This window comes from Pseudofrankia asymbiotica, from assembly GCF_001983105.1.
GTDB lineage: Bacteria > Actinomycetota > Actinomycetes > Frankiales > Frankiaceae > Pseudofrankia > Pseudofrankia asymbiotica.
Map to the genome: position 1 here is coordinate 26,430 of NZ_MOMC01000048.1, position 16,150 is coordinate 42,579.

18 protein-coding genes are annotated in these 16,150 nt (G+C 72.0%); 5 read left to right on the plus strand and 13 right to left on the minus strand.

The genetic code is table 11. The features are described from left to right. Positions 1–18: 18 nt before the first annotated feature. Positions 19–519 carry a MarR family winged helix-turn-helix transcriptional regulator gene (locus BL253_RS23605; RefSeq protein ID WP_241835048.1) on the minus strand — a complete coding sequence of 167 codons (501 nt, stop codon included), beginning with the start codon at positions 517–519 and terminating at the stop codon, positions 19–21. Between the two features lie 53 nt (positions 520–572). Between BL253_RS23605 and BL253_RS23610 the strand changes: the two genes are divergently transcribed. Beyond that, the gene (locus tag BL253_RS23610; RefSeq protein ID WP_076819301.1) at positions 573–2,063 is read left to right on the plus strand and encodes a DHA2 family efflux MFS transporter permease subunit; all 1,491 of its coding nucleotides are present in this window, start codon (positions 573–575) and stop codon (positions 2,061–2,063) included. Next, positions 2,051–3,016 carry a zinc-binding dehydrogenase gene (locus BL253_RS23615; protein ID WP_076819302.1) on the plus strand — a complete coding sequence of 322 codons (966 nt, stop codon included), beginning with the start codon at positions 2,051–2,053 and terminating at the stop codon, positions 3,014–3,016. The genes BL253_RS23610 and BL253_RS23615 overlap by 13 nt, the downstream gene beginning before the upstream one ends. A 16-nt stretch (positions 3,017–3,032) precedes the next feature. On the opposite strand, the gene BL253_RS23620 is transcribed toward BL253_RS23615, so the two are convergent. Together BL253_RS23620 and BL253_RS23625 are read right to left on the minus strand one after the other, a co-directional pair. After that, positions 3,033–3,278, minus strand: a complete 246-nt coding sequence (locus tag BL253_RS23620; RefSeq protein ID WP_076819303.1) for a hypothetical protein — start codon at positions 3,276–3,278, stop codon at positions 3,033–3,035. A 30-nt stretch (positions 3,279–3,308) separates the two neighbouring features. Further along, entirely contained in the window at positions 3,309–4,196 is an 888-nt protein-coding gene (locus BL253_RS23625; RefSeq protein WP_076819304.1) for a LysR family transcriptional regulator, read from the minus strand. A gap of 176 nt (positions 4,197–4,372) precedes the next feature. On the opposite strand from BL253_RS23625, the gene BL253_RS23630 reads away from it, so the two are divergent. Both BL253_RS23630 and BL253_RS23640 read left to right on the plus strand, forming a co-directional pair. Continuing rightward, positions 4,373–4,969 (plus strand): TIGR03086 family metal-binding protein, encoded by a 597-nt coding sequence (locus BL253_RS23630; RefSeq protein ID WP_076819305.1) that lies wholly within the window; start codon positions 4,373–4,375, stop codon positions 4,967–4,969. A gap of 290 nt (positions 4,970–5,259) precedes the next feature. Beyond that, on the plus strand, positions 5,260–5,976 hold the full coding sequence (locus BL253_RS23640) for a GNAT family N-acetyltransferase (RefSeq protein ID WP_198946372.1): 717 nt from the start codon (positions 5,260–5,262) through the stop codon (positions 5,974–5,976). Here BL253_RS23640 and BL253_RS23645 read toward each other — a convergent pair. The 8 genes from BL253_RS23645 to BL253_RS23680 all read right to left on the minus strand — a co-directional run bounded on the left by BL253_RS23645 (position 5,970) and on the right by BL253_RS23680 (position 13,724). Then, positions 5,970–6,341, minus strand: a complete 372-nt coding sequence (locus BL253_RS23645) for a HepT-like ribonuclease domain-containing protein (protein ID WP_076819308.1) — start codon at positions 6,339–6,341, stop codon at positions 5,970–5,972. The two genes, BL253_RS23640 and BL253_RS23645, sit on opposite strands and share 7 nt — an antisense overlap. Beyond that, on the minus strand, positions 6,331–6,621 hold the full coding sequence (locus BL253_RS23650) for a nucleotidyltransferase family protein (RefSeq protein ID WP_076819309.1): 291 nt from the start codon (positions 6,619–6,621) through the stop codon (positions 6,331–6,333). Before BL253_RS23650 ends, BL253_RS23645 begins: the two co-directional genes overlap by 11 nt. 277 nt (positions 6,622–6,898) lie before the next feature. Further along, entirely contained in the window at positions 6,899–8,353 is a 1,455-nt protein-coding gene (locus BL253_RS23655) for a cytochrome P450 (protein ID WP_081438608.1), read from the minus strand. 121 nt (positions 8,354–8,474) lie between these two features. Continuing rightward, positions 8,475–8,996: a histidine kinase gene (locus tag BL253_RS23660; protein ID WP_076819310.1), complete on the minus strand. Its 522-nt coding sequence runs from the start codon at positions 8,994–8,996 to the stop codon at positions 8,475–8,477. 142 nt (positions 8,997–9,138) lie between these two features. Then, a complete protein-coding gene (locus BL253_RS42995) occupies positions 9,139–9,714 on the minus strand; it encodes an LmeA family phospholipid-binding protein (RefSeq protein WP_198946373.1) in 576 nt (191 codons plus the stop codon). Between the two features lie 199 nt (positions 9,715–9,913). After that, the gene (locus BL253_RS23670; RefSeq protein WP_076819312.1) at positions 9,914–11,311 is read right to left on the minus strand and encodes a sensor histidine kinase; all 1,398 of its coding nucleotides are present in this window, start codon (positions 11,309–11,311) and stop codon (positions 9,914–9,916) included. A 13-nt stretch (positions 11,312–11,324) separates the two neighbouring features. Then, entirely contained in the window at positions 11,325–12,056 is a 732-nt protein-coding gene (locus tag BL253_RS23675; protein ID WP_076819313.1) for a response regulator transcription factor, read from the minus strand. Between the two features lie 99 nt (positions 12,057–12,155). After that, on the minus strand, positions 12,156–13,724 hold the full coding sequence (locus BL253_RS23680) for an MFS transporter (protein ID WP_076819314.1): 1,569 nt from the start codon (positions 13,722–13,724) through the stop codon (positions 12,156–12,158). Positions 13,725–13,789: 65 nt separating this feature from the next. Between BL253_RS23680 and BL253_RS23685 the strand changes: the two genes are divergently transcribed. After that, a complete protein-coding gene (locus tag BL253_RS23685; protein ID WP_081438610.1) occupies positions 13,790–14,419 on the plus strand; it encodes a TetR/AcrR family transcriptional regulator in 630 nt (209 codons plus the stop codon). 128 nt (positions 14,420–14,547) lie between these two features. Here the strand turns inward: BL253_RS23685 and BL253_RS23690 are convergent, their stop codons facing one another. After that, a complete protein-coding gene (locus BL253_RS23690) occupies positions 14,548–14,988 on the minus strand; it encodes a TIGR03618 family F420-dependent PPOX class oxidoreductase (RefSeq protein WP_076819315.1) in 441 nt (146 codons plus the stop codon). Positions 14,989–15,065: 77 nt separating this feature from the next. Beyond that, a complete protein-coding gene (locus BL253_RS23695) occupies positions 15,066–16,139 on the minus strand; it encodes an MHYT domain-containing protein (RefSeq protein WP_076819316.1) in 1,074 nt (357 codons plus the stop codon). Positions 16,140–16,150: the final 11 nt, after the last annotated feature.

Sequence of the window (16,150 nt, forward strand, 5' to 3'; positions counted from 1 at the left end):
GTGTGAGGAGGGCGAGCCTCAGGCGTGGGGGCTCGCGTTGAGAGCGTCTCGGATGGTCCTGAGCGCGATGAGCAGATCCGCCTGCTGTGACGGGCTGAGGGAGTGCGTCGTGCGGCGTTCGAGCTCGTGCCAGGCGGCCCGCGCCCGCGGCACAACGGCGGTGCCCTTTTCGGTGAGTTCGACGATCATGGCGCGTCCGTCGTCAGGCGATGGCTGGCGTGCCACCAGGCCGGCGCGCTCCATCGCCTGGAGGGTGGCGGTGACGGTGGAGCGGTCGCGGCCCAGATAGTGGACGAGCTCGGTCTGCGGTACCGGGCCGCGGCCATCGAGGTAGAGCAGCACGATCTCATGGGGCGGGGTGACGCCGGCCTCGGTGAGAAGTTCGGTACCCACCCGCGCGTGGGCGCGCAGGACCTGCAGCAGCAACGAGCCGACGGGCGCGCCGTCGATGCTGGTGCCGACGTGCCTCGGTGGCGTGGTGCCCTGGGCGGCCCGGTCGTCGTTCGGCGAATTCCCCACGGCCTGATCGTACCGATATTGCTGGCATGCCAACTACGTGTACGGTAGTTGGCATGCCAGCAATATCGGACGAGCCGGAGCGGATGGACCGCGATCTGCTCCTGCTCATGGGCGTGCTGCTGGTCGGCGCCGCCGCGGCCCTGCTCGACACGACGATCGTCATCGTCGCCATCGACGACCTGGCGGCGGCGTTCGGCACCTCAGTCGCGACCGCGCAGTGGGCCACGACGGGATATCTGCTGGCGATGGCCGCGGCGATCCCGATGATGGGCTGGCTGACCGACCGGTGGGGCGCCAGCCGGGTGTGGCTGACGACCCTGTGGCTGTTCCTGCTGGGCTCGGTCCTGTGCGCGGCGGCGTGGTCGATCGAGAGCCTGATCGTCTTCCGGGTCGTCCAGGGACTCGGCGGGGGACTGGTCCTGCCGCTGGTTCAGGCCATCCTGGCTCGCGCGGCGGGACCGCGGCGGATCGGCCGGGCCATGGGACTGATCGGCATTCCTGGGCAGCTCGCCCCGATCCTCGGCCCGGTGCTGGGTGGGGTCATCCTCGACTCGCTCGGCTGGCGGTGGATCTTCCTCGTCAACGTCCCCGTCTGCCTGGCCGCGCTCCTGCTGGCCTCTCGGCACCTGCGCGCGGCCGAGCGCCGGGACGGCGCGCGGCTGGACCTTCCCGGTGCGTTACTGCTGGTGCCGGCGGTCGTAGCGATCTTGGCTGGGCTGTCCGCGACGAGCGGGTGGGGGACCGCGCCGGCGCGTCCGATCGTGCTGCTCACCGGCGGGGCGGTCCTCCTCGCCGGCTTCGCGCTGCACGCCCTACGCGCGGGCGATCGCGCGCTCATCGACCTGAGGCTGCTCCGACATCGGTCGTTCTCCGCCGCGACAGCGCTGATGTTCCTCTCGGGGGCGTGCCTGTACGGCCCCATGCTGCTCCTGCCGCTGTTCTACCAGCAGGCGCGAGGTCTCACCGCGACCGAGGCCGGGCTGCTCCTGGCCCCGCAGGGCCTCGGGATGATGGCCTCGTTGTGGGCTTCCGGGCGTTCGGTGGATCAGGCCGGCCCGCGGGTCGTGGCCGTCGCGGGCGTGTTCCTGGCCGGGGCCGGCGTCGCGGTGTTCGTCGTCGCCGCCGCCGCGCCCGTCCTTGTCCTTTCCGCGGGACTCGTGGCTCTCGGAGCCGGGCTCGGCGCGATCGGGGTGGCCGTCTGGGCGACYAGCTACCGAGATGTCGACCCGGCCGCGATCCCGCGGGCGACAAGTCTGCTGAACGTCGTGCAGCGCATCGGCGCCTCCTTCGGCACCGTCGTCATCGCGCTCATCCTCCATCACCGACTCGGCGCGGCCGGCGCGGCCGGCGCGGCCGGCGCGGTCGACACGGCCACCGACCACAGCGCCGTCGCCAGGGCGTTCGCGCACACCTTCGCGTGGGCACTCGGCTTCGTCGCCGCCACTCTCCCCGTCGTCCTCCTCCTGCCTCTGAAGCCACCCCGTCCCCAGACATCATCCGATACCCCGAACCCAGCATCGAGGTCCATGACATGCGAGCCATAGTCGCTGATCGCGCCGGCGGCCCCGACGTGCTGTGCCCGGTCACGCTGCCCGACCCGGAACCCGCCACCGGGCAGGTCCGCGTCGCGGTCGAGGCCGCGGCGATCACCTTCATCGACACCCTGATCCGCGCCGGAAGCCCCATCGGCCCGCCGGCCGCCTTCCCCGCGGTCCTCGGCAACGGCGTCGGCGGGGTCGTCGACCGGGTCGGGCCGGACGTGGACCCGGCCTGGCTTGGTAGCCGCATCGTCACGACCACGGGAGGCGCCGGCGGCTACGCCAGTCTCGCCCTCGCACGGGTGGCGGACCTGCACCGCGTTCCCCGCGAGCTCACCGTTCCCGAAGCGACCGCGCTGCTCGCCGACGGCCGCACCGCCGTCGGCCTGCACCGGGCCGCGAGCATCCAACCAGGCGAGGTCGCCGTGGTCACCGCGGCGGCCGGTGGCGTCGGCGGCATCCTCGTCCAACTCGCGAAGGCGTCGGGCGCGCGGGTGATCGCCCTCGCGGGCAGCACCAGCAAACTCGACCACGCTCGCGGCCTCGGCGCCGACGCCACCGTGAGCTACCGCGACGAGGACTGGGCCGCCGGCCTCGACGCGGCCGCGCCGGGCGGCGTGGATGTCGTCTTCGACGGGATCGGCGCGGACATCACCGCCGTCCTTTTCCCTCGGGTACGACCCGATGGCCGTTACCTCTCTCATGGAGCGGCAGGCGGAAGCTGGGGCTTGATCGATGCCGAAGCGGCGTCCAAACGCGGAGTGACCACCATTCCCCTCGCCGCGATCGGGGCCACCGCCGACGACCTGTTCACGCTCACCGAACGCGCGCTCGACCTCGCCGCCGGAGGAGCCATCCGGACCACCATCAGGCAGACCTTCCCGCTAGAGGACGCGGCCGCCGCCCACGCCGCCATAGACACCCGTAGCACGATCGGGAAGACCCTCCTGCTGCCCTGATCCGCCAGATCTTTGATCATTCAACCCTGACATGACGAATCTTGGTTTCGTTGGCTGCTGGGCGTGACGCCGGGACAGGCGGGTTCGCAGCCGGCTGATGGAGAACGACGCCGGCGATGACGAGGGCGACGCCGGCCAGGTCGCGGTAGGTCGGGACCTGGCCGAGGACGGCGAGGGCGATCGCTGTGGCGGGGAGCGGCGCGAGCATGAGAACCGTGTGGGTCGCGTCGGCCCGGTGGGCGAGTTCAGGATTCGAGTCCATGACCCGGAACCCGACCCGGCGGACGCTGTGTCAGGACTTGCCGGCCGCTGGGTCGGCGAGTGCTCGGACGACGCGCGTGATCTCGGCGTGAGGTGGAGAACTGGGCAGCCAGCGCGCCTCGTAGGCGATGCTGATCGGCGTGCCGTCGAGCACCACTGGCCGTGCCGGGACGCTGTCCGTCACCTTGCTTCCCGGCAGTAGCGCGGAGCCCAGACCGAGCGCGACCCAGTCCTGGACGACGCGGCAGTCCTCCGCCTCGCCCGGGTAGCGCGGCAGCGGAATGTCGGCCATGGTGAACAGCTGGCGGGTGAAGGGTGCCAGTCCGCAGCTGTCCGTCGGCAGGATGAGCGGCGATGTGGCGGTCTCCCGCAGCTCGATCGTTCCGCCTGAGCCGTGGCCCGCGCGGCCGGCGGATGGCAGGAACACGATCGGCACCCGGGCCACCGTGGCCCGGGCGGCGTCCGGCGCGGCCAGGCCAGGTGGGCTGACCGCCGGAACCAGGACCAGGTCGAGCGCGGAGTCGGCGAGTTCGCGGTGCAGTCGCGCCATGGGGGCCGCCCGCAGCATCAGCTCCGTCCCGGCGACCTCGACGGTGCGGCCCAGCAGATCGCGGTCCACCAATGTCGACACTCCGATCCGCAGCGGCCGAGGTCCCGCCGCCGCCGCCAGCCGGRCCTCCGCCCGGACGGTGTCCAGCGCCCGGGTGGCGGTCTCGACGAGYGGCAGCATCCGCTCCCCGAACGGGGTCAGGGTCACACCGCGGGTGGTGCGGTCGAACAGCCGGCCGCCGAGTGTCCGTTCCAGGACGGCGATGCCGTTGGACAGCGCTGGCTGGGTAACCGCGCAGGCCCGCGCGGCGGCGCTGAACGACCCCTCTCGGACGACCGCCCTGGCATACCGCAGGTGCGCGACGTTCACAGTGGATCATTCATGATGGTTATGGCTCCATTCCAAGGTCGCGGCTACCCGCTCCGGCCGGCAGGACCTAGCTTCACTGCTGGCCAGCCGGTTTCTCGGGACTGGCTCCGCGATCCGGTCCAGCGTAGGTCCGCGGGTCGCGGGAGAAAACCATCGCCTATGGCTTAGGAGCTGACGTGAACCCTTATGACGTCCTCGTGGATGCCGAGCGCCAGTTGGTCGACCTGGTCGGGTCGTTCACCTTCGAGGAGCTCGCCCTTCCGACGCCGTGCGCGGGCTGGGACGTCGGTGCCCTACTCAGCCACACCCTCGCCGGGATCGAGATCTTCGCCTCCGCGGTCGACGACGGCGCGGCGCCGACGGCCGAGATGATGTTCTCTGGTACCAACCTGCTGGGCGACGACCCGGCCGCGGCGGCGAAGCGGGCTATCACCCGGTCGCAGGCGGCCTGGGCCGACCTCGCCGACCCGGAGCGGGAGCTGACCACGATCCTCGGCCCGCTGCCCGCCGTCGAGATGCTAGCCATCAGCGCTTTCGCGACCATCGTGCACGGCTGGGACCTCGCGCTGGCCACTCGCAGGCCGGTCCTTGAGCTGCCCGACGACCTGTTCGCGCACGCCGACCACGTCGCCCGCCGATACGTCCCGGCGTTGCGTGCCGGCGACGACCACAGCCTGTTCCAGCCAGAGGTCCCGGCTCCCGCGGACGCGAACCCGACGCAGCGGCTGATGGCATTTCTCGGCCGGACACCGCGCTCCGACCCGGCTCGGTGACGAGCGGACCGGCGGTTCTCACCGGCGCTGGTGGGCCACCATCGGCAGGCCGCCCTTGGTGCGCAGGGTGACCAGTGATCCGGGCACGATCGGGGCGTCCGTGGCTGGGGTGAACGACCAGTGCCGGGCGATCGCGGCCAGCGTCAGGACGCCCTCGGCGACCGCGAAGCATGTGGGTGGCCGAGGTCTACTCGGTCTACTGAGACGCGTCGTCGAATGATGAGACAGGCGGAGGTATGCGGCTGCGGGCGRCACGTCCGGGCGAGGCCGGTGTTCTKAGCGACCTGGTCATGCGGTCCAAAGCATCGTGGGGATACGACGAGGCATTCCTTGCCGCCTRCCAGAACGAGCTACGGATCGCGCCGGAGGATGTCACGGCCCGGCGCGCGATCGTCGCGGAACGAGATGGCTCACTGCTGGGCGTGGCAACGCTGGAAGGTGAGCCGCCGCATGGCGAGCTGGGCCTGCTCTTCGTCGAACCCGAGATGATCGGCACTGGGGTGGGAGGCCGGCTTTGGAAGGAGATCCTGGCGCAGGCAGGTCAGCTGGGATTCGTGCAGGTGACGGTCAGGTCCGATCCGCACGCCGGTGGCTTCTACCTCGCCATGGGAGCGGAGCCATGGCAACCAGGGCGTTCACGGGGCGTTGGTGGCGAGCCCGGCGATGCTTTGCCTGTGTTCCTCGCCTGGCCGCCCCGGCCGGAGCCGTCGTGGTCGGTGGCCTGGAGCGGCGGCAGGCGCACCGTCCAGGTCGGCAACGTCGCCGAGTTCAACAGTCAGTTCACCCGCACACGAGGCGGCGTCGAGCCGGACCACTATTCGTGCCTGGCCGCATTCTGCGGTTCCCGTCCCTCGATGATCCTGCTGCCGCACGTGGTCGAAGACTGGTGGTTGCGCGAGGTCGCCGCCGTGCTCGGCTGGAAGGACCAGGTGGAGTGCCACAGTGGGCCGCGATCGGTCTCCGAGGCGGTTGAGCGCTTACGTGGGAGCCGACTGTTACCTCAGTGAGGTCTGTCGAGCTGGTCGGCGACGAGAGGGAACTCTGCTGTGAGAAGTTCCGTCAGCTGGTCGCGAAGTTCGGGCAGGGATGTTGTGGTGATCCGCCAGACGATCGACCAGTCGACCTCGAAGTACGCATGCACGGCGATGTTCCGGAAGCCGATCACCGACCGCCACGGCAGTAGCGGCCATCGCTGCCGGATCTCCGCTGACACCCGGCYGCCCGCCTCGCCGATCACCAGCAGCTTCTGGAGTACCGCGCTCTGCAGAAGATCACTGTCCAGGAAGGTGGCCTCGTCGCTTCCCCGGATGAACGTTGTCGCGGCCTTCACGGCCTCGATCATGTCGACCAGGTAGAGCTCGTCACGCCGCATACAGGATCTGCGCCTCCRCGAGCACCTGGTCACGGATGACCCACTTCAGTCGGGATTTCGGCACCAGATCTACCCGGCGTCCGAGGATCATCTCGAGCTCATCGCGCAGGTCGACGATCTCCCAGCCCAACCGTGAACCGGGCTCCAACACGTACAGGAGATCCACATCTGATCCGGCGGAGTCATCGCCGCGGGCCACCGATCCGAAGACCGACAGCTCGGCTACGCCGTATCGCCGGCATATCTCGGCGATACGGCTGTCGTGGAGATCGACCGTCACATGCCCATTATCACCCGGACGAAGCCTCGTGGACGTGCCGCCGCACGAGCTCGAATCGAGGGGAGCGACGAGGCTGGCGCGCCCGGGGCGGGGCGGAGGTGGGCTCCGACGCCGACGGCCGCGCGGCGACCACGATGGCGACGCCGGCCCAGCCTTCCGTGAGGCGCGGGTGGTTGGATGGCGGCGCGGGCGACCGCAGCGGTGTCGGACGCCGAGCGGGTGGAGAAGCCGCTATCGGCCGAAAACGCGTTCCGATGCGGCACGTGAGACTTCTGCGTCACCGGCGCCGGTGGGGCACCATCGGCAGACCGCCCTTGGGCCGCAGGGTGACCAGCGGCTCGGGCACGACCGGCGTGTCGGATGCCGGGGTGAACGACCAGCGGCGGGCGATCGCGGCCAGCGTCAGGACACCCTCGGCGACCGCGAAGCTGTTGCCGATGCACTGGCGAGATCCGGCGCCGAACGGGAAGTAGGCGAAGCGGGGCCGGTCGTGCGCCGTCGCCTTGTCGAGCCAGCGGTTCGGGTCGAAGCGGTCGGGGTCCGGCCACCAGCGCTCGTCCCGGTGCATCACCCACTGGCTGAAGACCAGAGTCGACCCGGCGGGCAACAGGTATCCGGCCACCTCGCGGTCGGCGACGAGATGGCGGCCCATCGCCCAGACCGGCGGGTAGAGCCGCATGGACTCGGAGAACACCGCGTTGGTGTAGGCCAGCTGGGGCAGGTCGTCGATCGTGGGTGGCCGGCCGCCGAGAACCGCGTCGACCTCCTCGTGCAGCCTCGCGGCCACCGCCGGCTCGCTGCCGAGCAGGTGGAACGTCCACGCCAGCGCGTTCGCGGTCGTCTCGTGGCCGGCGAGCAGAAGGGTCATCGCCTCGTCGCGGATCTGGGTGTCGTCCATCCGCTCGCCGGTGTCGGCGTCCTGGGCGGCCAGCAGCAGGGACAGCAGGTCAGTGCCGGTGGCACCGGCGGCGCGGCGGGCGGCGATCATCTCGTACACGGCGTTGTCGAGCGCGGCGCGGGCGTCCTGGCGCCGCTGCGCCGCCCGTAGTGGGAGCCGCTCCAGCCGCTGGAAGCCGGGCAGGCTGGCCCGGCGCGCGGCCGGCATGTTCTCGCCGACGGCGGTCCGCACCACGTCAATGACGCGGTCGTCGACATCCACGTCGAACAGCGTCCTGGCGACGATCGCCAGCGTCATCTCGGTCATCTCCGCGTGCAGGTCCAGCCGCTGGCCGTCCCGCCAGGTCGCGGCGGCGGCGTCGGCCAGGGCGACGAACTGCTCGCCGTAGCCGGCGATCCGCTGCTTGTGGAACAGCGGCTGGATCAGCCGCCGCTGGCGGAGGTGCGTATCGCCGGCGCTGGTCAACAGACCCTGGCCGAGCAGGTACGTCAGCGGCTGCGTGACGGTCGAGCGCGAGCCGGGGCCGCGGACCACGGCCCCCTTGGCGTACAGGCGGTGGCTTCCCACCAGCGCGTCGGCGATCGCGTCCGGGTCGGACACGAGAAAGGCGGACACCGGCCAACTGGCCAGCCGGACCAGCGGCCCGTAATCGCGGCGGAGCTCGGGGAACCGTGCCAACGGATCGGCGCGCAGCCGTCGCACGGTCGCCATCACGCCGCCGGGCGGCCCGGGAACCTCGTGCACGCCGCGCGGCGTGGTCGTTGGGACACCCCCGGTCGACAGCGGAGAGACGGGCGAGGGAACGGACGCGGGAGAGGAAGCCGTGGGGTGCATCGTGCGCTGTCTCCTTGGCTGAGTGGTGGTCTCATGACGTCTTCGGGTGCGCCGAGGGCGGACCTGGATCAAGGCTGGCGCGGGGCGCGGACGACGGCCGGGCGTCGTGTGCCGCGCGCTGTCAGACGGGAAGGGCGACGAACGCCACCAGCAGCGCGATCTTCACGGCGAGGACGAGGTCACCGGCTCGGCCGTGCGGGTGAGGCAGGCCCATCGCGGCCAGTACCCGCCCGGCCGCGTCCCTTGCCGCCGGCCAGAACAGGGCGACGATGCCGACGCCGCAGCCGGCGACGGCGGCCCGGATACTGACCGGCTCGGCCGTGAACAGAACAGCGAGCGCCGACGCGGCGATCAGCGCGAACGCCTTGATCCCGGCGAACGCCGCGAGCGGCTGGCGGCGGGGCAACAGAGCGGCGGCGAGACCCGTGGAGACCACGATCATGGTCAGCGCGGTGACGGCGGTCGCCGGCGCGAGCTCGACCTCGGCGAGCCGGGCCAGATGGAGCGTGGGGGCCGGGTGCTCAAGCCGCGACACCGTCACGGCCAGCACGGTCAGCCCGGCGACGGCGGCCTGGACGCCGCGCAGGACGACCAGCGCGGTGAGGACCATGAGCAGCCTGGTGCCGCGGTCGCGCACGGACATGCCGCGTCGGCCGCCGAGCCGCCAGCCGACGCGTGGCGCCTCGGGGCATGGTGCTGTGGCCGTGGGGCGTGGTGTGGTGGGGGCAGGCGTCACAAGACCGGGTGTCGGGAGGCCCGATGTCGCGGTGCCGGGTCGTCGCGCGTCAGCCACGGCACGTCCCTCCGTCCACGCGGTCCAGACCGGCCAGCGCGGCTCCGGGCATCGTGACCGCGAGTCGCAGCCCGCCGGGCACCGGTTCGACGCCGTCGAGGTGCGCGCCCGGCGGCAGGACGGCGGCTGACGGACGCCCGGCGACCGCCACCGCCACCGCCACCGCCACGGCCGGGCGGCCGGTCGCCAGCGGCCCAGGCCCGAGCAGGCGCGCTAACCGGCTGCCCGGCCCGTCGGGGCCAAGGCGCAGAACGGCCGTCAACGAGACCGAGCCAACCGTGAGGGAACCTGGCGCCGGATGGCCGAGGATGGCCGACCAGCCCGGGACGTGGACATCGCGAAACGTCACGGCGAGGTCGGTCAGCCGGTCGGTTCGGTCAAGCCCGTCGGCTGTGACCGTCACGGTCCGAAAATGACCGGCGGCGAGCTGTGTCAGGAAGGGGAATCCGCCGATGTGCACAGATCGGGTTCCCGTCAGCGTGCCCATGCAGCCCAGCCGGCTGGCCAGGCGGTGCTCGGCGACGCGAACCAGCAGACGATCGGTCAGCAGGAGGGCGGCCGAGACCACGAGCGGCGCCGCGGCGATCCACCGCCACCTGCCCGGCCACCTGGCTCGGCCGCCCACGATGACCACCCGTCGCGCGAGTGGACGGGTTGGCGATCCGAGCCAAGCCACCGGTTTCCGCATGACACCTAGCAGACGGCCCGTTCATGCGGACGAGATGTGAGCCGGAGGCGAGCGGCATACGGATTTGACGCGTTTCTGTTCAGGGGCCGGGCAACGTGACTCGGACGGCCAGCCCCTGCCCGGGCGCGCTCACGATCTCGGCCCGGCCGCCGTGGGCGGCGGCGATGGCGGCGACGATGGCCATCCCCAGGCCGCTGCCGCCGCGGCCACGGTCCCGGCCGGCGGCGGACCGGTAGAAGCGGTCGAAGATCCGGTCCAGGTCGGCCGCATGCACGCCCGGCCCCTCATCGCGGACCTCGAGCAGGATCTCGCCGCTGGTCGTCGTGTCGAGGGCGACCTGAGCGGGCGTGCCGGGCGGGGTATGGACGCGGACGTTGGTCAGCAAATTCCCGATCACCTGCCGCAGCGCGTCGGCGTCCCCGACGACAAGGCATTCCGGCGGCACCCGCACGGACAGCGGCCGGTCCGGCTCGACCGCGGCGGCGTCGGTGGCGGCGTCCCGGACGATGGCGGCAAGGTCTACGGCGGCGTGTTCGAGCGGCCGGGCCTCGTCGAGATGGGCGAGGTAGAGCATGTCGTCGACGAGGGTGCTCATCCGGCGGGTCTCGTCCTGCACGCGGCGGAGCGCGTCGTCCGTGCCGGACGGCGGCACGATGCCCTGGCGCAGCATGTCGACGTAGCCGCGTACCGAGGTCAGCGGGGTGCGCAGCTCGTGCGAGGCGTCGGCGACGAACTGCCGTAGGCGCTCCTGCGAGCGCCTACGGCCCTCGAAGGCGGTCTGAATCTGCGTGAGCATGACGTTGAGGGCGGCGGCGAGGCGGTCGGTCTCGGTACGCGACCGGCCATGCGGCACCCGGCGTTCCAGATCGCCGTCGGCGATCGCGGCCGCGGTGCTGGTGATGTCGCGCAGAGGGCGCAGGCCGCGGCCGAGCAGCAGCCAGGCGCAGCCGCCACCAAGCGCGAGCACGGCGGCGGCGGCGACTGTCTCGACCAGCAGGAGCCGGCCGATGGTGTCCTCGGCCGGCCGCATGGGCAGCGCGACAAGGTCGGTGACGCCGCCGGGGAGCACCGTGACCAGCGCTCGGTAGCGGCCGTCCACCGCCTCGATGGTGAACGGCGAGCCCGCCGCGATCCGGCGGTCCAGGTCGGTGACGCCGGCCAGGAGCCGGCCGCCGGCCGCCGGCTGGTCGGTCCCGCCGGTGAGGGTCATCATCGAGCCGTCGGGCTGGCGCAGCTCGATCACGAACTCGGTCGGGGCCACGGCGCGCTGCAGCCCGACGCCGCCGAACAGCGGGGCGAGCCGGGTCAGCACCGTGACGCCGCGGGTACTGATCAGGTTCTGGGCTCCGCGCAGCTGGTTGTCCGTCTCGTCGACCAGGTGTGACCGCAGAGCCAGGGCGCTCGCCGTCCCGGCGACGGCCAGGCAGACCGCGAGCAGCGCCAGCAGCCCGAGCATCAGGCGGACGCGCAGCGTCACGGCGGGATCTCGGTCACGCCTCGCCGGTGTCCGACTGCCGGACCGGCGGGATGTCCTCACGCAGGGCGTAGCCGAAGCCCCGCTGGGTGTGGATCAGCGGCGGTCCGTAGGGCGCGAGCTTGCGTCGCAGGTAGCTGACGTACTGGTCGACGACGGTGGTGCCGCCGCGGTAGTCCTCGCTCCACACGGCGTCGAGGATCTGTTCCCGGGAGAGCACCTTGTTCGGGTTGGTCATGAGGTATCGCAGCAGTTTGAACTCGGTGGGGGCCAGCTCGACGGGTTGGCCCGCGCGGGTGACGCCGTGCGTGTCCTCGTCCAGCCGGACGTCGGCGAAGGTCAGCGCTGGCGTGCACGCGGCGGGTGGCTCCCGCCGCGTGCGGCGCAGCACGGCCCTGATCCGGGCGACCAGTTCGTCGATCGAGAACGGCTTGGTGACGTAGTCGTCGCCGCCGTACGTCAGCCCGGCGATCTTGTCGGTGTGCCGGTCGCGCGCGGTGAGGAACACGACCGGCACGTCCACGCCCTGCTCCCGCCACTGCCGGCACAGTTCCAGGCCGTCGCCGTCGGGCAGCATGATGTCCAGCACGAGCAGGTCCGGGCGCCGCGCGGCCACCGCCGCCATGGCCTGCCGCCCGGACCGTGCGGTGACCACGTCGAACCCGTGGAAGCGCAGCGCCATCCGGAGCATGTCGACGATGTTCGGCTCGTCATCGACGACCAGCAGTCGTGGCCCGGTTTCCTCCATCGTTCACCCCCGACCCTCCGCCGCGGTGCCGTCCACGGACCATTCCATCTGGCGAACATATGAGTTCGGTTCGAACCGCCGGGCTCGGGGTGGAGCCGCCTACGACGAGGCGGGATGCGGGGACCGCTGGTCGTGGGCGGCCTCGGCCGCCTCGTGAGCGTCGTCCCGCGCCGGGGCGGGGCGGAGCAGGATCCCGACGGCGACGGCCGCGGCGGCGACCACGATGGCGGCGCAGGTCAGCGCGGTCCGCATGCCATCGACAAAGGCGGTCTCCGCCTGCCGCGCGACGGCCGGGCCCAGCCGGGTGGCGAGGGCGAGCGAGGACCGGGCGGATTCGGCGAGCGGGGCCGGCAGGCCGGCGGGGTGCAGGTGGTCGCGGTAGGTCGACTGCAGGATGCTGCCCAGCACGGCGATCCCCAGGGCGCCGCCCAGCTCGCGGGCGAGGTCGTTCGTCGCCGAGCCGACGCCCTGCTTCGCCGCCGGCAGTGCGTCGGTGATCGCGGTGGTCGCGGGCGTCATGGCCAGGCCCATGCCGGCGCCGAGCGGCAGCAGGCCGGCCAGCAGCAGCCAGTAGCCGCTGTCAGCGTCCAGGCGCGACAGCACCAGCAGGCCCGCGGTGACCAGGGTGAGCCCGAGGACGACGACCGGGCGGGCGCCGAGCCGGCTGGTCATGCGGGGCGCGACCACGCGCGCGGCGGGCATGATCGTCAGGCTCATCGGTATCAGGCTCACCGCCGCGACGAGCGGGCCGTCGCCGCGGACCAGCTGCAGGTACTGCAGGAGCAGGAAGATGAACCCGAAGAACGCGAAGAACTGCAACGTGATCGACAGGGTGCCGGCGGTGAAGGCGCGGTGGGCGAACAGGCGAGGGTCCAGCAGCGGGTTCGGGTGGCGCAGCTCCCAGAGGACGAAACCGACGAGGATGACGACGCCGGCGGCGATGCCGATCAGCGTCCGGGGGCTGCTCCACCCCTCGGTGGGCGCCTCGATGATCGAGTAGACCGCCACGCCCAGCCCGGCGACCGTGAGCAGCGCGCCGATCACGTCAAGCCGCCCGGCGCCGGGATCCGCCGACTCGGGGATCACCCGCAGGGTGGCGGCGAGGGCCACCAGCGCGAGGACGACGTTCAGCCCGAACACCGAGCGCCACGACCAGACCTCCAGGAGCAGACCGGAGGCGAGCACTCCCAGCAGGGCGCTCGCCCCGGCGACGCCGGCCCAGGCTCCGACGGCGCGCGACCGCTGCTCGGGCGGGAAGGTGGCGGTGATCGTCGACAGCGTCGCCGGCATGACCAGGGCGGCGCCGGCGCCGAGCACGGCGCGCATCGCGATGAGCCAGCCCGGATCGCTGACGGTCATGGCCGCGAGCGAGCCGGCCCCGAAGACCGCGAGGCCGACGATCAGTGCGCGCCGCCGCCCGTACCGGTCGCCGATGGCGCCGCCGAGGAGCAGCAGCGCCGCGAAGGGGAGGGCGTAGGCGTCGATGATCCAGGACAGCTGCGTCTGGTCCGCGTGGGTGTCGCGGGCGATCGAGGGAAGCGCCACGTTCAGCGACGCGACGGCGGCGACGACGGTGGCGAGGGCGAGCATGACGACCGGGAGTACCGCGCGGTGCGGGCCGCCCTGCCGGTCTGCCGGCGACGCGGGGGTCGCCGTGGTGATGGTCATCGTGGGCCTCCAGCCTGGGGTGTGATCCCTGGCCAAGGTCGCCCGCTCCCGGCACAATTTCAACCATGATGAATAAGACCGAGGGGAGCGCGCGCGGCCGGCGGGCCGGCAGCCCGGACACCCGGAGCGAGATCCTCGAGGTCGCGCGCCGCCGCTTTCTGTCGGACGGCTACCGGACCGTGACGCTGCGCTCGATCGCCGCCGAGGCCGGGGTGGACGTGGCCCTGATCAGCTACTTCTTCGGCTCCAAGAAGGGCCTGTTCGGCGCGACGCTCGGCCTGCTCGCCAACCCGCCCGAGCTGCTGTCCGCCGCGCTGCCGGGCGACCGGGCGACGCTACCGGAGCGGGTGCTTCGCACCGTCGTCGCCACCTGGGACGACTCCGACCGCGGCAGCCAGCTTCGGCTGATGATCGCGGCGATCGTGCAGGAGCCCGAGCTGACCCGGCTGTTCCGGGAGGTGCTGGAGCGGGAGATGGTGGGCCGGCTGGCCGAGTATGTCGGCGGCGCGGACGCCCCGTACCGCGCCGCGGCGTTCACCGCGCAGGTGGCCGGCACCATCTTCACCCGCTACGTGCTCGAGCTGGAACCCATCGCGAGCATGCCGGCTGATGAATTGGTGCGGCACCTCGCGCCCGGCCTGCGCGCCGCGCTGTACGCGCCCACCGCCCGGCGACGCGTCGGCCCACAGGCGTGATCGCCGGTTGGGTCCTCCGGTGGTCGTGAGACGGCCGCGGTCACAGCCACGGGAAGGCCGAACCGCGATCACGGCCACGGCTGAACAGGGCGAAACCCCCGAGGGGCAGCGCCGGTCGCCGCGGGTTTTCAGCCGTTGCTGTAGACCCGGTCGGGCCGGACGAAGACGGCCGTGCGCCGCTGTTCGGCCATGACGCGGTCGTACTCGTCCCAGTCGTCATGGGTGCCGCCCGCCGCGGTGAACACCTCACGCAGCAGCAGCCGCAGGCGCTCGGCGTCGACGTCCGGACGCGGGTCGTCGGGGCCGATCAGCTCCGCGCGCCCCTCGACCGTCGCCCACCGCCAGCCGGACCGGACCGTGGCCGTCACCTGGGGGCGGGCACGCAGGTTCGCCAGCTTCACCCTGCCGTAGGTGACGAAACCGAGCACGGCCTCGCCGGTGAACGGATGCGCCAGCACGCCCGCGTTGACGACCGACGACTGGATTGTCTGGTCGCCCCGCACGGTCGAGACGACCGCCAGCCCGTGCTCCTCGCGCCCGAGAGCGGCCAGGTCGTCGAGGGTCGTCATCCGGCCAGCATCCTCTGCCTGAGACTGGGACTACACGGCCGCCACATGGCTCGGCCGCCACACAGCGCGGGTCGACCCTATCGGTACAGCGGCGTCTGCCGGTCGTCTTCCGGGAACGCCGGCGCGGGCGCCGGCACCGTGGGCTGCCGGGCCGGCACCGTGGGCTGCCGGGCCGGCGCCGTGGGCTGCCGGGAAGGATAGTTCGCCCAGTCCTGCCCGGCGGGCGCCGTCTGGTCGAAGCGGTCGCGCCCAGGCTGGTCACCGAAGGCGGYTCGCCCGGCCGCGTCCCGGGCATCCGTACCCGATGCCGACTGGTGCGGGCCAAGCGGACCGGAGCTCTGCCGGTCGGCGGAGGCGGGGACCGGGGCGGCCGAATGCCGGCCGTTCCGCTCGCCGATGCTGAGCGATATCATACCGGAGTCGGCGAAGCCGCCCAGCGCCGCGAAGATGATGAGCGCCAGCACCATGAAGGCGATCARCATGACGGGGAAGCTCAGCACGATGGGATCGGCGCCGCCGATCTGGTCCAGGTGGTCGGTCTGGGCGATCTGGGTGGCCGCCATGGCGGTGTAGTGCATTCCGCAGACGGCGCCGGCCATGACGACGGACGCGGTGACGACGTGCGCGGTGGTGCGCACCCGGAAGGCCAGCCAGAGAGCGGCCAGCGCCGCCACCACGGCGATGACGACGGAGGCGCCGGCCAGCTTCGTGTTATAGGTGACGGTGCTGCCCGCCTGCATCGCGGCCATGCCGGTGTAGTGCATGGCCGCCACGCCGAGCCCCGCGATGACCCCGCCGACGACGAGACGGCCGACGCTTCTCGGGTTGCTTCCGACGATGGACAGCCCGATCGCCGAAACACCGATGGCGATCAGCAGAGAAAGAGCGGTCAGCGGGAGGTTGTAAGCAAGCTGCCGATTGTCGACGTGGTATCCGAGCATTCCCATGAAATGCATGGACCAGATCGCGCCGCCCCCGAGGGAGACCGCGGACGCGGCGATCCACCTGCGCCGGGCGGCGCCCTGGGCGGACGGGATGCGCAGAGCGCTCACCAGCGCGGCGAACGAGCCGATCAAGGCGAGACCGATGGAACTCGCGACGAAAATGGTGTCGCTGCTGGCGTGCTCATGCGCCGCCTGGGCGGTGATCACATTTCCCCCGC

Bases quoted from the DNA above. Each gene is read 5' to 3' on its own strand.
- BL253_RS23620 (WP_076819303.1), bottom strand. From the start codon at position 3,278: ATGGACTCGAATCCTGAACTCGCCCACCGGGCCGACGCGACCCACACG.
- BL253_RS23690 (WP_076819315.1), bottom strand. From the start codon at position 14,988: ATGACGACCCTCGACGACCTGGCCGCTCTCGGGCGCGAGGAGCACGGG.
- BL253_RS23685 (WP_081438610.1), top strand. From the start codon at position 13,790: ATGATGAATAAGACCGAGGGGAGCGCGCGCGGCCGGCGGGCCGGCAGC.
- BL253_RS23615 (WP_076819302.1), top strand. From the start codon at position 2,051: ATGCGAGCCATAGTCGCTGATCGCGCCGGCGGCCCCGACGTGCTGTGC.
- BL253_RS23660 (WP_076819310.1), bottom strand. From the start codon at position 8,996: ATGTCCGTGCGCGACCGCGGCACCAGGCTGCTCATGGTCCTCACCGCG.
- BL253_RS23655 (WP_081438608.1), bottom strand. From the start codon at position 8,353: ATGCACCCCACGGCTTCCTCTCCCGCGTCCGTTCCCTCGCCCGTCTCT.
- BL253_RS23680 (WP_076819314.1), bottom strand. From the start codon at position 13,724: ATGACCATCACCACGGCGACCCCCGCGTCGCCGGCAGACCGGCAGGGC.
- BL253_RS23675 (WP_076819313.1), bottom strand. From the start codon at position 12,056: ATGGAGGAAACCGGGCCACGACTGCTGGTCGTCGATGACGAGCCGAAC.